Annotated in this window: 14 protein-coding genes; all 14 read right to left on the reverse strand. The window is 64.8% G+C overall.

Annotated features, from left to right (window positions below):
• Positions 1–7: 7 nt before the first annotated feature.
• The 14 genes from ACX80X_RS08830 to ACX80X_RS08895 all read right to left on the reverse strand — a co-directional run bounded on the left by ACX80X_RS08830 (position 8) and on the right by ACX80X_RS08895 (position 14,496).
• A complete protein-coding gene (locus ACX80X_RS08830; protein WP_252614997.1) occupies positions 8–955 on the reverse strand; it encodes a Ppx/GppA phosphatase family protein in 948 nt (315 codons plus the stop codon).
• Positions 952–1,623 (reverse strand): DUF501 domain-containing protein, encoded by a 672-nt coding sequence (locus ACX80X_RS08835; protein ID WP_252614998.1) that lies wholly within the window; start codon positions 1,621–1,623, stop codon positions 952–954. Before ACX80X_RS08835 ends, ACX80X_RS08830 begins: the two co-directional genes overlap by 4 nt.
• A gap of 28 nt (positions 1,624–1,651) precedes the next feature.
• The gene (locus ACX80X_RS08840) at positions 1,652–2,317 is read right to left on the reverse strand and encodes an FtsB family cell division protein (RefSeq protein ID WP_252614999.1); all 666 of its coding nucleotides are present in this window, start codon (positions 2,315–2,317) and stop codon (positions 1,652–1,654) included.
• A gap of 134 nt (positions 2,318–2,451) precedes the next feature.
• The gene (gene eno, locus ACX80X_RS08845) at positions 2,452–3,732 is read right to left on the reverse strand and encodes a phosphopyruvate hydratase (protein ID WP_056343550.1); all 1,281 of its coding nucleotides are present in this window, start codon (positions 3,730–3,732) and stop codon (positions 2,452–2,454) included.
• A gap of 131 nt (positions 3,733–3,863) precedes the next feature.
• Positions 3,864–4,442: a MazG nucleotide pyrophosphohydrolase domain-containing protein gene (locus ACX80X_RS08850; RefSeq protein WP_252602444.1), complete on the reverse strand. Its 579-nt coding sequence runs from the start codon at positions 4,440–4,442 to the stop codon at positions 3,864–3,866.
• Between the two features lie 61 nt (positions 4,443–4,503).
• A complete protein-coding gene (locus ACX80X_RS08855) occupies positions 4,504–5,655 on the reverse strand; it encodes an adenosine deaminase (RefSeq protein WP_252602415.1) in 1,152 nt (383 codons plus the stop codon).
• A 39-nt stretch (positions 5,656–5,694) separates the two neighbouring features.
• A complete protein-coding gene (locus tag ACX80X_RS08860; RefSeq protein ID WP_252602417.1) occupies positions 5,695–6,423 on the reverse strand; it encodes a DedA family protein in 729 nt (242 codons plus the stop codon).
• Positions 6,424–6,528: 105 nt separating this feature from the next.
• Entirely contained in the window at positions 6,529–7,158 is a 630-nt protein-coding gene (locus ACX80X_RS08865) for a DedA family protein (RefSeq protein ID WP_252607798.1), read from the reverse strand.
• 5 nt (positions 7,159–7,163) lie between these two features.
• Entirely contained in the window at positions 7,164–8,477 is a 1,314-nt protein-coding gene (locus ACX80X_RS08870; protein WP_252607797.1) for a thymidine phosphorylase, read from the reverse strand.
• Positions 8,474–8,899, reverse strand: a complete 426-nt coding sequence (locus tag ACX80X_RS08875; protein WP_374209955.1) for a cytidine deaminase — start codon at positions 8,897–8,899, stop codon at positions 8,474–8,476. Before ACX80X_RS08875 ends, ACX80X_RS08870 begins: the two co-directional genes overlap by 4 nt.
• Positions 8,896–10,221 (reverse strand): ABC transporter permease, encoded by a 1,326-nt coding sequence (locus ACX80X_RS08880; RefSeq protein WP_252602428.1) that lies wholly within the window; start codon positions 10,219–10,221, stop codon positions 8,896–8,898. Before ACX80X_RS08880 ends, ACX80X_RS08875 begins: the two co-directional genes overlap by 4 nt.
• Positions 10,218–11,585: an ABC transporter permease gene (locus ACX80X_RS08885; protein ID WP_252607795.1), complete on the reverse strand. Its 1,368-nt coding sequence runs from the start codon at positions 11,583–11,585 to the stop codon at positions 10,218–10,220. Before ACX80X_RS08885 ends, ACX80X_RS08880 begins: the two co-directional genes overlap by 4 nt.
• On the reverse strand, positions 11,578–13,215 hold the full coding sequence (locus ACX80X_RS08890; RefSeq protein WP_252602434.1) for an ABC transporter ATP-binding protein: 1,638 nt from the start codon (positions 13,213–13,215) through the stop codon (positions 11,578–11,580). The genes ACX80X_RS08885 and ACX80X_RS08890 overlap by 8 nt, the downstream gene beginning before the upstream one ends.
• A 174-nt stretch (positions 13,216–13,389) precedes the next feature.
• Positions 13,390–14,496, reverse strand: a complete 1,107-nt coding sequence (locus ACX80X_RS08895; protein ID WP_445260430.1) for a BMP family lipoprotein — start codon at positions 14,494–14,496, stop codon at positions 13,390–13,392.
• Positions 14,497–14,522: the final 26 nt, after the last annotated feature.

Consider the following 14,522-nt stretch of genomic DNA (forward strand, 5'->3'; position numbering starts at 1 on the left):
GGCCTGGTTAGTGGATGCTCAGGGCAATTCCGTCAAGAATATCGTGTTCACTGGCCGTGGCCGTGACGATCCGGCCCGCGGTGAGTTCATTCAGCCGCTCCAGGATGCGCCGCCACACCAGCCCGCCGGCGCCCATTACGTCGATGCGGCCGGGGTGCATGTACGCCAGTTCGGCACGTTCTCGCCTGGTCATGTGGAGGAGGTCAGTAGCGGCTTCGGTGATGGTGCCGATGGACAATTCCGTCCCGTGGATCGCCGCCGGCGAGTACTCCGTAAGCCGCAGGGCATGGGCGGTGATGGTGGTGATCGAGCCGGCCACCCCGACGACGGCTGTGGCGCGTTCCAGCGGAACGTCCAGCCCCGCCCGGGCGATGGCGGCGTCGATGTCGGCTTCCGCGGCGGCGATCTGCTCCGCCATGGGCGGATCGTCCTGCAGGTGCCGTTCGGTCAGGCGGACGCAGCCGACATCCACGGACTTGGCGGCCGTGACGCCGTCGGAGGTTCCGAGGACGAACTCCGTGCTGCCGCCGCCGAGGTCCACCACCAGCACCTGCTCGCCGTCAAGGATGGGCAGCACGCTGCTGGCCCCGGCGAACGACAGGGCAGCTTCTTCATCGCCCGAGATAACCTCCGGCTCAACGCCCAGCAGTTCCCGGATTCCGTCCACAAAAACCTGGCGGTTGCGCGCGTCCCGGCTGGCCGAGGTTGCCACAAAACGGATGGACTCGGCGCCATACTCACGGATCATGGCTGCGTAATCCCCTGTGGCCGCGAAGGTGCGCTCCAGTGCCTCAGGGGCAAGTTCGCCGGTGGCGTCCACGCCCTGGCCCAGCCGGACAACCCGCATTTCGCGGACAACGTCGGTGAGCTTCGCTGTCCCGTTGCTGCGGTCGATGTCGGCGATGAGCAGGCGGAGCGAGTTCGTGCCGCAGTCGATGGCGGCGACGCGGGTCATGCCCCTGCCCCGTCAGCGCTTGCTGTCTTGAGGACCGGAGCGGGCCGGCCCACGATCTCCGGCAGGCCCTGGGGTCCGTGGCGGCTGAGATCCTTTGACGGGGCCTCCCCTGCGGTGTCCCAGGCGCCGTCGCAGTAGCAGCGGTCCGTTGTCCACCATTCACTGATGCCGGCAATGGCCTCATCCCCCAGCGGGTTCACGCCGGGACCTGCCGCGAGGGAGTGGCCCACCAGGACGTGGAGGCATTTGACCCGGGTGGGCATGCCGCCGGCGGAGATGCCGTCAATCTCCGGGACGGCGCCGATGCCGGAACGCTCGCCGATGGCCGCGCGGGCTCCGAGATAGTCCTCGTGCGCCGCACGGTAGGCGGCCGCGAGGGGCTCATCGGCGCTCAGGCGCTCATTCATGTCGTTCATCAGCCCGGCAGCTTCCAGCCTGGAAACCGCCGACGTGATGACGGGGTGCGTCAGATAAAACGTGGTGGGAAACGGCGTCCCGCTGCTCAGCCGCGGTGCGGTGGCGGCGACGAGGGGGTTGCCACAGACGCAGCGCGCCGGGATTTCCACCACATCGCGCACCGGCCGTCCCAACTGCCTGCTGAGTACTTCAAGATCGTGTGCTGATGGCTGGCGGGACTTCTCCGGCGCAGTCGCCGTGTTTTCTTCCACTGGCGCGGGCCATCCTTCCTCTAGCTGTTCAGTCTGTGGCCGCACGCCTGATGGACTCCCACAGGGAATCCACCCACGGCAGATCGGCGGGGTCTTGTGCTGCTGTGGCGGTCAGGCTACTGCTTGTTCCGGCCGGCAGATCGCCACCGAAGACCCAGTAGCCGGATTCACCCGGCATAACCATGTTAATGCGGTCGCGGGCCTGCTGTTTCACGTAGTTCGGATCCTGCCACCGTGAGATCTGCTGCCGCAGGCCGTCCTGCTCGGCCTGGCGGGCGGCAATATCGGCGCTGAGGGCGGCGAGCTCGGCCCGTTTGTCGAAGAAGATCTTCACGGTGGGTGCCAGCATGATGGTGATGGCAATCATGACCACCGCCAGTGCCAGCATGCGGCCGGAGAACGCCTTGGCGGGCACCGGCTGGCTGTCATCCTGCGTGGTGTCAGGCTTCGGTGTCTTGCCGGCGGCGTCACCGCTGTGGCCGCTCCCCTGCCCTTTGCTTGCCGGGAGCCTGGTGTCCGATGCGGATGTTCCGGCGCTGAACGCCGGGCCGGTTTTGCCCTTGTTCCCGCCCTTTGCGCTGCTGGCTGTACCGCCAAAATCGGCGCGGATGACGCCGGCGTCTTCCGTGGCTGGGTCCGTGGTGGCCTGATGCCTCGAAGCGGCTTTGGGAACTTTGGGACGGCGGGTGGCCATGACACTCCTGAAACGTGCGGCCTGCCTCTGGCCGCAACTCTGCGCTTGATGCCGGCTCAATCAATGCCGGCTAAACAAAAACCGGTGGCTATGGTCTTTCAACCATAGCCACCGGTCAGAGGTTTACGCGGCTACTAGCCCTTGAAACGCGGGAAAGCGCTGCGGCCGGCGTAGCGTGCGGCGTCGTCGAGTTCCTCTTCGATGCGCAGGAGCTGGTTGTACTTGGCGACCCGCTCGGAGCGTGCCGGGGCACCGGTCTTGATCTGGCCGGCGTTGGTGGCCACCGAGATGTCGGCGATGGTGGTGTCCTCGGTCTCGCCGGAGCGGTGCGAGGTGATGGTGGTGTAACCGGCGCGCTGTGCCAGGCTGACGGCGTCCAGCGTTTCGGTCAGTGAACCGATCTGGTTGACCTTGACCAGGAGCGAGTTGGCGGTCTTGGTGTCGATGCCGCGCTGCAGGATGGCCGGGTTGGTGACGAAGAGGTCATCGCCGACGAGCTGGACCTTGTCACCGATGCTGTCGGTGAGGGTCTTCCAGCCGTCCCAGTCGTTCTCATCCAGGGGATCCTCGATGGAAACCAGCGGGTAGTCGGCCACGAGCTCGGCGTAGTAGGCGCTCATCTCGGTGGCGGACAGTGCCTTGCCCTCGAACTGGTAGGCGCCGTCCTTGAAGAACTCGGAGGAGGCGACGTCCAGTGCCAGTGCGATGTCCTTGCCCGGGGTGTAGCCGGCGTTCGTGATGGCTTCCTGGATCAGGTCCAGCGCAGCACGGTTGGACGGCAGGTTAGGCGCGAAGCCGCCTTCGTCACCCAGGCCGGTGGACAGGCCCTTGGCCTGCAGGACGGACTTGAGGTTGTGGTAGACCTCGACGCCCCAGCGGAGGCCCTCGGAGAAGGTCTCGGCGCCGATCGGGACGATCATGAATTCCTGGATGTCCACGTCGGAGTCGGCGTGCGAACCACCGTTGAGGATGTTCATCAGCGGAACCGGCAGGACGTGCGCGTTGGGGCCGCCCAGGTACTTGTACAGCGGCAGGTCTGCTGAGGCGGCAGCGGCGTTGGCAACGGCCAGCGAAACGCCCAGGATGGCGTTGGCGCCGAGCTTGGCCTTGTTGGGCGTGCCGTCCAGGTCAATCATGGCCTGATCGATGCTGCGCTGGTCGGTGGCGTCGAAGCCGGTCAGTGCCGGAGCGATCTGGTCGATGACAGCGTCAACGGCCTTCTGGACACCCTTGCCGAGGTAACGTCCCTTGTCTCCGTCACGGAGCTCAACAGCCTCGTGCTCACCGGTGGAGGCACCGGAGGGTACTGCCGCGCGGCCGATCTGGCCATCGGAGAGCAGTACTTCAACTTCTACGGTCGGGTTTCCGCGGGAATCGAGGATTTCGCGGGCGTGGATGGCATCGATAAGCGCCATGGATGTGCTCCTTATGGGCGATTTTGGGGGAACGAACAGCTGGAAAAAGCGTTAAGTCTGGGACGTCCTCGTCAGGACCAAGCCTAGTCGAGAGTGGTGCACGTTACGGAACCCTATCCATCACCCGGACGTCATGATGGCGACGCGAACTGGCGCCGAATGGCGCCCCGAAGGGCACGTTCGGCGTCGAATCCCTTGGCACGGGCAGAGCCGACGACGGCGAGCAGCAGGTCGCCGAGCTCCTCCTCCGTCGTTGCGGTTTCGACTTCCGGGGTTTCCGCAAGCTCAACCACAGTTCCGGCCCGCTCGGCCCGGTCAAGGAACTTCTGCGCCTTCGCCAGGGCCGGCAGCGCGTCCGGGATCCCTTCAAAGGGCCCCGTTCGCTCCGGACGTTCCGCAGTCTTCACGGCGTCCCACTTCCGGACAATCTCGGCCACCGAGGCAGGGAAGGTGTCCTGCAGCGTGCCGTCAGGCCGGAAGACATGGGGATTGCGGCGGACCATTTTGGCACTCAGCCCGCGGGCGACGTCGTCGAACGTGAACGTGCCGCACTCCTCGGCGAGCCGGGCGTGCAGCACTACCTGAAGCAGCACATCGCCCAGTTCGCCGCGAAGCTCGGCGTCATCCGCGCCGGTCTCGATGGTCTCGGCAACCTCAAAGGCCTCCTCTAGGAGGTACTCCACCAGCGAGGCATGAGTGAGGGCGCCCATCCACGGGCAGTGCTCCCGCAGCTGGGCTACGACAGCGACCAGCCTGTCGATGGGAGCCTGCTCAGCCAAGGTTGTCGTAGGCGTCGTTGATGTACTCCACCAACGCTTCCTTCTCTTCAAGCGGCAGGAAGGAGGCCTCGGCAGCGTTCAGCGTGAGCTCCAGCAGATCGTCGAGGTCGTAGTCGAAGGTTTCCACGAGGAGTTCGAACTCGTCCGTCAGGGTGACGCCGCTCATCAGCCGGTTGTCGGTGTTGATGGTGACGTTGAAGCCCAGCTGGTACAGCATGTCCAGCGGGTGGCTCTCGATGCCCTCGCCGAAACCGGCGATCGCTCCGGTCTGGAGGTTCGATGACGGGCAGATCTCCAGGGCGATGCCGCGGTCGCGGATCCAGCTGGACAGGTCGCCCAAGGTGACCAGGCCGATGCTGTCCTCGTCGCTCACCGTGCTGTCGTCGTCTTCGTCGTCGAACTCCACCATGATGTCCTCGGCGATGCGGACGCCGTGGCCCAAGCGCAGTGCCCGGCCGTCAACGAGGGCGGACTGGATGCTTTCGAGTCCGGCGGCCTCGCCGGCGTGTACCGTCGCGGGGAAGTTGTGCTGGGCGAGGTACGTGAAGGCGTCCTTGAACCGGGACGGGAGGAAGCCGTCTTCAGCCCCGGCGATGTCAAAGCCCACAGCGCCCTTGTTGCGGTGGCGGACAGCCAGTTCCGCGATTTCCTGGCCACGGTCTGCGTGGCGCATGGCGGTGATCAGCTGACCCACCTGGATTTCGCGGCCGCTTTCGGTCACGGCGTCCACGCCGGCTTCGAGGCCATCCTGGACTGCTTCAACAACCTCGTCCAGGGACAGGCCCTTCTGGAGGTGCTGCTCCGGTGCCCAGCGCACTTCGCCGTACACCACGCCGTCGTCCGCGAGGTCCTCCACGAATTCCTTGGCGACGCGGATGAGGCCTTCCTTGGTCTGCATCACGGCGACTGTGTGGTCGAACGTCTCCAGGTAGCGGACCAGCGAGCCGGAGTCCGCGGACTCGCGGAACCACTCGCCCAGGGCCACCGGATCGGTAGAGGGCAACGTGTGGCCAACGGCCTCGGCCAGTTCGATGATGGTGGCTGGACGGAGACCACCGTCCAGGTGGTCGTGGAGCGAAACCTTAGGCAGGCTCTTCAGGTCGAAATCGATGGCAGGGGCAGCGTCAACAATAGGCTCAGTCACCTTCCAACCTTAGGGTCGGGAAGCGGCTTATGCCAGCCGCTACTGTCCGCGCTGCTCAGCCTCAGCCGGGGAGGACGCCAGCAGCGGCGAAGCCGCGGTGTGCGCGGGCAGGGCACCTTCCGGGCCGCCGTCGAGCCATTCATCCACAGTTTCGGCGTCATTGCGGGCCAGGTGCTTGTGCCACCAGCGCAGGAGGTGGTCGATCAGGATGCCCAGCACGATCGCGAACACCACGGCAATGCCTGCGCTGAGCAGCGGGTTGTGGTGGAGCCAGGGGAACGAACTGGCCAGGATCCCGATGCCGATGGAGTACCCCACCCACGTGATGCAGGCGAAGGCATCCAGCAGGAAGAACCGGCGGTGCGCGAAGCCGGTACTGCCGGCCACATAGTTGACCGCCACCCGGCCCCAGGGAATATAGCGCGCCGTGAAGATCAGGACGGCGCCGCGTTTTTCGAGTTCATACCGTGCCCAGCCGAAGGCCTTCTGCACTTTGGGACGCCGCATCCACTTCCAGCGGTTGAGGCCGATCCTGCGGCCGAGCATAAAGGCCATGTTGTCGCCGGCGATGGCACCGACCAGTGCTGTCGCGCCCAGGATCCAGAGATTCGGTTCACCGCTGTGCCGGGAAAACGCGGCCAACGCCACAATCAGCGTCTCACTGGGGACCACCATGGCAAAGCCGTCGATGAAGAAGAACACCAGAAGGACCGGGTAGATCCACCATTGGCCCGCTGCATGGAGCACGGCCTCATTAATAAACTCCACGCGGGTCTTGCTCCTAGACGAAATGATGCAGCCGGAAGTGACGTAAGTCGCTCTTCAGTGTCCCATGCCCGGGACCCTGCCCGCTACGCACGGACGCCGCAAACCCTAGGGTTCCGGATCCTTCAGGCGCTCCACCACAGGAACCTTTCCCCGGATGCGGTTAATGATCAGATCCACCACGATTCCAAGGCCCACGGCGCAGACGATTGCGATGGCCGCGCCGAGCAGATGGTTGTTCTCGAACCACTGGCCGAAGAACAACCCGATACCCACCGAGTAGGAGGCCCAGAGCGTGGCGGAAAGGACCGTCAGGCCGACGAAACGCAAGTGGTGATAGTGGGTCACGCCCGCGGTGAGGTTAACGGCAACCCTTCCGATAGGGATGAACCGCGCCACCAGGATGAGCGACGCCGGCCGCTTCCTCAGCTCGTCTCCTGCCCATCGGAAGGCACTTTGCATCCGCGGTCCGCGCATCCAGTGCCAGCGCCGGGTACCCACCCGGCGGCCAATGACATACGCGATGTTGTCGCCTGAGAAGGCGCCCAGGCCCGCGACGGCCATCAGCAGCCAGGGATTGGGGACGTCCGCGGTGGCGGCCACTGCGGCCAGCCCCACCACCACGGATTCACTGGGGATAGGCGGGAAAAACCCGTCGATCAGGCAGCAGGCCAGCACAAGGAGGAGCACCCACGGCTGCCCGGCGGCGGCAAGGATGAATTCATTGATGGCCTGCATTGTCCCTATGCTATTCGGTCGATGATGAGCTGCTGGGCCGGGCGCGACCCTTCCGGGGCAACCGTGACGGCGTGTTCAAGAGATTCCTTGGCGCGTGCGAACTTTTCCGGCGTGTCCGTGAGCAGCGTCATCAGCGGCTCGCCGGCACGGACCGTGGCACCAGGCTTTGCATGCATGCGGATCCCTGCACCGGCCTGGACGGCGTCTTCCTTGCGGGCACGTCCCGCGCCGAGGCGCCACGCCGCAACGCCCACTGCCAAGGCATCGAGCCCTACCAGGACACCGTCGGCCGGGGCGTAGATGACCTCGGATTCCTTGGCGACCGGCAGCTTGGCGCGCGGATCTCCGCCCTGCGCTTCGATCATCCGGTTCCAGACGTCCATGGCCCGGCCGTCCTTCAACGCGGCGCGCGGATCGGCGTCGTGTACGCCAGCGCAGGCCAGCATTTCTTCGGCCAGCCGGACGGTGAGTTCGACGACGTCTTCCGGGCCGCCGCCGGCCAGGACCTCCACGGATTCCTCCACTTCGATCGCGTTGCCTGCGGTGAGGCCGAGCGGGGTGTTCATGTTGGTCAGCAGCGCCACGGTGTTCACTCCCGCGTCCTTGCCGAGGGCCACCATGGTTTCGGCCAGTTCGCGTGCCCGGACCTCGTCCTTCATAAAGGCTCCACTACCCACCTTCACGTCCAGGACCAGGGACCCCGTGCCTTCGGCGATCTTCTTGCTCATGATCGAGGAGGCGATCAGCGGGATCGCCTCGACCGTGCCGGTGACGTCCCGCAGTGCGTAGAGCTTCCTGTCCGCCGGCGCCAGCCCCGCCCCTGCAGCGCAGATCACGGCGCCCACGTCCTGAAGCTGCGCCATCATTTCGTCGTTGCTCAGGGCCGCCCGCCAGCCGGGGATCGATTCCAGCTTGTCCAGGGTGCCGCCGGTGTGGCCCAGCCCGCGGCCGGACAGCTGCGGCACGGCCACGCCGAACACTGCCACCAGCGGTGCCAGCGGCAGCGTGATCTTGTCCCCCACTCCCCCGGTGGAATGCTTGTCGCTGGTAGCCTTCACACCGCCGTCGGGCCGCCGGAGGCCGCCGAAGTCCATCCGTTCGCCCGAGGCGATCATCGCCGCCGTCCAGCGCGAAATTTCGGCGCGGTCCATGCCGTTGAGCAGGATGGCCATGTTCAACGCGGCCATCTGTTCGTCGGCGATGACCCCGCGGGTGTACGCGTCAATGGTCCAGTCGATCTGCTCCGGGCTCAGGGCGCCCCGGTCCCGCTTGGTGCGGATGATGTCGACGGCGTCGAATGCCTCAGTTGCCTGTGTCACCTTGGATCCTCCAGGTTTTGGGGACCAAATGCGTCGGGCAGCACCTGGTCCATGGTTTTGATGCCTTGGGTGGTCATAAGCTCCATGTCAGGCGCGCGGAATTCATAGAGAAGCTGCCGGCAGCGGCCGCACGGCATCAGCACGTTGCCCGCAGCGTCTACGCAGTAGAAGGCGCGCAACAACCCGCCGCCGGTCATGTGCAGGTTTCCCACCAGGGCACATTCAGCACACAGGGAGAGCCCGTAGCTGGCGTTCTCCACGTTGCAGCCGCTGACCAGCCGCCCGTCCTCGGTGAAGGCCGCGGCCCCCACCGGGAACTTCGAATACGGGGTGTAGGCGTTTTTCATGGCGTCCACGGCCGCGGCCTCCAAGGCCTGCCAGTCGATGGGAAGCGAAACCCGATCCTGTTCCACGGCCGTCAACCCTTGACATACGGGATGCCGCTGGCTGCCGGTGGCCGGGACCTGCCCACCAGCCCGGCCACGGCCAGCACCGTCACCAGGTAGGGCAGCATGGCCATGAACTGGCTCGGCACCGGGGTTCCGATGATGGTCACAATGCTCTGCAGGTTGTCTGCAAAGCCGAACAGCAGGGCGGCGAAGAACGCGCCGATCGGGTTCCAGCGTCCGAAGATCAGCGCGGCGAGTGCGATGAAGCCTCGTCCGCCGGAGATCTCCTTCGTGAAGCTGTCGATCGCCACGAGCGTGAAGAACGAGCCACCGATTCCTGCAATGGCACCACCCAGGGTCACGTTCCAGAAGCGCGTGGCGTTGACCTTGATGCCCATCGTGTCGGCTGCCTGCGGGTGTTCACCCACAGCGCGGACCCGAAGGCCCCACTTGGTTTTGAACAGCCCAACCCAGACAACGATGACGGCGACGTACATCAGATAGCCAACCAGCGACTGCTTGAACAGGATGGGGCCGAGGATCGGGATTCCGGAGAGGATGGGAATCTGGACGATGTCCAGGCCGGGCGGTGAGTTGAACTTGGCTTTGTCCGCCTGCATAACAGTGCTGAACAGGAAGCCGGTGACGCCGGAAATCAGGACGTTGAGCACCACGCCGACGATGATTTGGTTGACCAGGTACTTGATGCTGAACACCGCAAGCACCATGGACACCGCCGCGCCGGCCACAGCGGCCGCAAGCAGGCCCACGAAGGGGTTCTGCGTAATGCTGGCCACGATTGCCGCGGTGAAGGCGCCGCCCAGGAGTTGGCCTTCGATGGCGATGTTGACTACCCCGACCCGCTCGCACAGCACGCCGGACAAAGAGCCGAACACCAGCGGGACGGCCAGGGTGACCGAACCGGCGATGAGTCCGGCCAGCGAAATGCTGGGCGTCCGGGCACCGCCCACCACCCAGATGAGGAAGGCTGCCACAAACAGCACCGTAAAAGTGACGGTCAGCCAGGCCGGAGTGGGCCGGGCCTTGGTCTTCAGATAGACGGCATAGGCCGCCAGCCCAAGCATCAGGACCGAGAGGACGATGCCGCCCGGCATTGCAGGAACCTCCAGCGTGGGCAGCTGGAAGAAATCCCCGCCGGTGGAAATTCCGAACCTTGCGGTCTGCGCTGATCCCATCAGGCCGAAGAAAACAAAAGCGACGAGTCCCAGCGCCGAGAGCAGGACGGGGGTTTTCCAGAGCACAGGTTTGCCGGATGTTGGCTGGGCCTCGTCGGCCTGGGGCGATGTTCCGGGCGTTCCGCGTCCCGGCAGGGGCGATGTTGCTGTTGCGCTCATGCTGCGCCTCCGGTGGTTGCTGCCTGCTGGGATTTGCCGGCCTTGGCCGGCTTCTTGCGGCGGGGGTTCAGCCCGAAGACTGCCCGCACCAGCGGCGGGGCCGCGATAAAGAGGACAATCAGCGACTGGACCACCAGAACGATGTCGATGGGCGTTCCGGTCTGGATCTGCATCTGCACGGCACCGGCGCGGAAGGCGCCGAACAGCAGGCCGGCAGCGAAGGTGCCCCACGGCGTCGAACGTCCCAGCAGCGCCACCGTGATGGCGTCAAACCCGTACGTTGCAGCGACGCCGTCTGTCAGGACCTTTTCCGTGCCCGCCACCTGGGCCACTCCGGACATTCCGGCGAGTGCGCCGGCTATTGCCATGACCAGGATGGTGGATCGCGAGACGTTGATGCCGGCGGTCAGCGAGGCCTTGGGGTTGGCCCCGACTGCCCGGAATTCAAAGCCGACGGTGGAGCGGTTCAGCAGCCACCACACCAGGACGGTGGCCGCGATGGCCAGGACAAAGCCAAGGTGCAGGCGGTACTGCGAGCCGAAAATCTGGGGGTAGATCGCGGTGGGATCCAGGATGGGCGAGATCGGGTTCGACTCCCCCGGGCGCTGGAACGCCGGCGTGTTCAGCAGGTACCGCAGGAAGTAAAGGGCGATGTAGTTGAACATGATGGTCACGATGACTTCGTGGGCACCTGTCCTGGCTTTGAGAAGGCCAACCAGGCCACCCCAGAGAGCGCCGCCCATGATGCCCGCAACCAGCACCAGCAACAGGTGCAGGCCCAGGGGAAGGTGCAGGGCAAAACCAACCCAGGCCGCCAGGATGCCTGCCATGATGATCTGGCCCTGGGCACCAATGTTGAACAGGCCTGCCCGGAACGCGAGGGCAACGCCCAGGCCAGCCGTGATGAGCGGTGTGGCGATGGTGAGAGTCTCCATCATGGGTGCGAACCGGGCGGCCAGGCTGGAACCCCTCGGGTTGAAGACGGACCCCTGGAACAACGCCACATAGGACCGGGTGGCAGCGTCCCAGACCGCGGAAAGGAAATCGGTGGGCCGGGCGAAAATGTACGACGACGTGGCACCGACGCGTTCGTCCGTGGCGGCAATGAGCAGTCCGCCGATCACGAGTGCCAGCAGCACCGCCAGGACTGAGACCATGCCGCTGCCGGTGAAGATCTTCCGGAGCAGCGTGTCCGGCCCGCCGGGCAGCTTTCCGCTTTGGGCACTGGCTGGTAAGGCTGAAGGGCTGATGGTGCCGCCGGCCGTGTCCACGGCCACCCCTGCGGCGGTTTCGTCCGCCGCCGGGGTCGGCTGGTGCGGTTTCGGGTGCTGGTCAGCATGTTTAGGGGGATGCTTTTCAGACATGATCGCCTCCTTCGGGGCTGGAGGCTGCACGGCGTTCTGCGGTAGCGGCATCCTTCGTGTCGGCCGGGGGCGTTTCAGTGGCCGGTGTGTCAGCTTTCACCGGGCCGGCATGGTCTGCGCTGGCCGCGTCTTCCGCGGAGATCCCTGCCATCATCAGGCCCAGGACATCGCGTCCGGTGCCTGCGGGGACGATTCCCACAAGTTTGCCCTTGTAGAGCACGGCGATACGGTCGGCGAGTTCCATGACCTCATCCAGTTCGGTGGAGATGATCATGACCGGTGTGCCCTGGTCACGTTCGGACACGATCCGCTTGTGCAGGAACTCGATGGACCCGACGTCCACGCCGCGGGTGGGCTGGGAGGCGATAAAGAGGCGCAGCGGCCGGGACAGTTCCCGCGCCATGACCACCTTTTGCTGGTTGCCGCCCGAGAGGGTGCCGGCGGCCAGCAGGCCCGAGGGCGTCCGGACATCGAACTCATCGATCCGCGATTTCGCGTTCTCCAGGACCTTTGCCGGGCTCATGCTGATGCCCTTGGCAAACGGTGGCTGATCGTAACGGTCAAGGATCAGGTTTTCGGCGATCGAGAACGTGCCGATCAGGCCATCGACAGACCTATCTTCCGGGACGAAGCCGACACCGGCGTTGAGGACGTCCTTCACGCTGCGGCCCACGAGCTCCACGTTGTCCAGGAGAATGGAGCCCTGCACGCGGTCCTGCAGCCCGAGGATGGCTTCGGTCAGTTCGGTCTGCCCGTTGCCTTGGACGCCCGCAACCGCCAGGATCTCTCCGCGCGCAATGTCGAAACTGATGCCGTCCACGGTGTGCTGACCGTTCGGAGCAATGACTGTGAGGTCCTTGACCTGGAAAGTCTTCTCCTTGGGGCTGGCGGGGGCTTTGTCGAGCGTGAGGCTGACGGCGCGGCCCACCATCATGGAGGCCAGCTCTGCTGTGGAGTCACCAGGACTGGCCGAACCCACAACTTTGCCGCGGCGGATCACGGTGATGGTGTCCGAGACGGCTTTCACTTCACGCAGCTTGTGCGAGATGAAGACAATCGAGGTTCCGCTGGACTTGAGCTGGCGCATGATGTCCAGCAGTTCGTCCGTTTCCTGGGGCGTCAGCACTGCCGTGGGCTCATCCAGGATCAGTACCCTGGCGTCGCGGACCAGTGCCTTGATGATTTCCACACGCTGCTGGACACCCACGGGGAGGTCCTCCACCAGCGCGTCGGGATCGACGTCGAACCCGTAGCGGTCGGAAATCTGCTTGATCTTGCGGCGGGTGTCCTCCAGATTGAGGAAGCCGCCGGCCTTGGTGGTCTCGGCTCCAAGGGCCACGTTCTCCGCGACGGTGAAGACGGGGACCAGCATGAAGTGCTGGTGCACCATGCCGATCCCGGCGGCCATGGCGTCGCCGGGCCCGCGGAACGAAACCGGTTTGTCGTCGATGAGGATCTCGCCCTCGGAGGGCTCGTAGAGCCCATACAGCACATTCATCAGGGTGGACTTGCCGGCCCCGTTCTCGCCCAGCAGACAGTGGATCTGTCCGGGTTCAACCACCACGTCAATGTGGTCGTTGGCGAGCAGGGAGCCGAAGCGTTTGGTGATCCCTCTGAGTTCAAGTTTCAAAACTCTGACCAATCTCGAAGCGTCCGTACAGGAACCGGACGGGATAGGAGGCTGCAGCACCAGCCTAGTGCCTGCAGCCTCGGGTGGGCGGTAGCGCGGAGGCCTGCATTGCAACGCAAAGCGCCACCTCCGGGCAGTCGAAGACCATCCGGGGGCGGCGCTTGGCGAGGATGCCTATACCTTGGGACTTGCTGCTGACTCGACCTTCAGCTTGCCGTCGACGATGTCTTTCTTGAGCTGGTCCAGCTCGGACTTCAGATCGGCAGAGACCTGGGAGTCGAAGCTGTGGAACGGTGCCAGCTGGACGCCGTCGTTCGCCAATGTGCCCACGTAGGGCGTGTTGGTGAACTTGCCTTCCTTGTCTTCCTTCACTACGGTCTCAACGGCCTCGCCCATGAGCTTCATGACCGAGGACAGCATGATGTCCTTGTATTCCGGTGCAGTGAGGAAGCCATCGGAGTCCACCCAGATCATCTTGACGTCCTTGCCTGCCGCCTTCGCTTCGTTCAGGGCTGCGCCGGCGCCCTTGCCCACCGGACCGGCTACGGGCATCACGATGTCCGCGCCCTGGTCCAGGAAGTTCTGGGTGAGCTGCTTGCCAACGTCCTGCTTTTCGAAGTCACCGGTAAAGCTGCCGTCCTGTGAGGCTTTGTCCCAGCCAAGGACTTTGACGCTGGTGCCCTTCTTCTCGTTGTAGTACTTCACGCCGTCGGCATAGCCGTCCATGAAGATGGTGACCGTGGGGATCTTGATGCCGCCAAAGGTGGCCACGGTTCCGGTCTTGGTGGTGCCTGCAGCGAGGTAACCGGCCAGGAACGCAGCCTGGGAGGTGTCGTAGATGATGGGCTTGACGTTGCTGATGGGCGTGTCGTAGCCGAAGTCGATGATGGCGAAGTGGCTCTCCGGGTTTGCCGCGGCCTGGGTCTTCGTGGCGTCACCCAACAGGAAGCCGATGGTCAGGGTGAGGTCGCAGTTAGCGGCAACCATGGCACGGAGGTTTGGCTCATAGTCGTTGTTGGTCTTGGACTCGACCTGGTTGACCTTGATGCCCAGGTCCTTCTCAGCCTTCTTCAGTCCATCGTAGGAGGACTGGTTGAACGACTGGTCATCGAATCCGCCGGAGTCGGAAACGATGCAACCGGTGTAGTCTGTGGCCGTCGCGGTGGGGCTGCCGGCTTCGGGCGGCGCACCGCAACTGGTCAGCAGGAGTGCGGTAGCACCCATGGTGGCCACGCTAGCAACTGAACCGCGCTTGACGTGTGCACGCAGTGATGTCTTCAAGATTCCTCCAGGATGAAGAGAGAGGC

Source organism: Pseudarthrobacter sp. MDT3-1 (assembly GCF_054510755.1).

Excerpts from the sequence above, each read along its gene's own strand:
- ACX80X_RS08850 (WP_252602444.1), bottom strand. The coding sequence starts at position 4,442 with ATGGGCGCCCTCACTCATGCCTCGCTGGTGGAGTACCTCCTAGAGGAG.
- ACX80X_RS08840 (WP_252614999.1), bottom strand. The coding sequence starts at position 2,317 with ATGGCCACCCGCCGTCCCAAAGTTCCCAAAGCCGCTTCGAGGCATCAG.
- ACX80X_RS08865 (WP_252607798.1), bottom strand. The coding sequence starts at position 7,158 with ATGCAGGCCATCAATGAATTCATCCTTGCCGCCGCCGGGCAGCCGTGG.
- ACX80X_RS08880 (WP_252602428.1), bottom strand. The coding sequence starts at position 10,221 with ATGAGCGCAACAGCAACATCGCCCCTGCCGGGACGCGGAACGCCCGGA.
- eno (WP_056343550.1), bottom strand. The coding sequence starts at position 3,732 with ATGGCGCTTATCGATGCCATCCACGCCCGCGAAATCCTCGATTCCCGC.
- ACX80X_RS08830 (WP_252614997.1), bottom strand. The coding sequence starts at position 955 with ATGACCCGCGTCGCCGCCATCGACTGCGGCACGAACTCGCTCCGCCTG.
- ACX80X_RS08885 (WP_252607795.1), bottom strand. The coding sequence starts at position 11,585 with ATGTCTGAAAAGCATCCCCCTAAACATGCTGACCAGCACCCGAAACCG.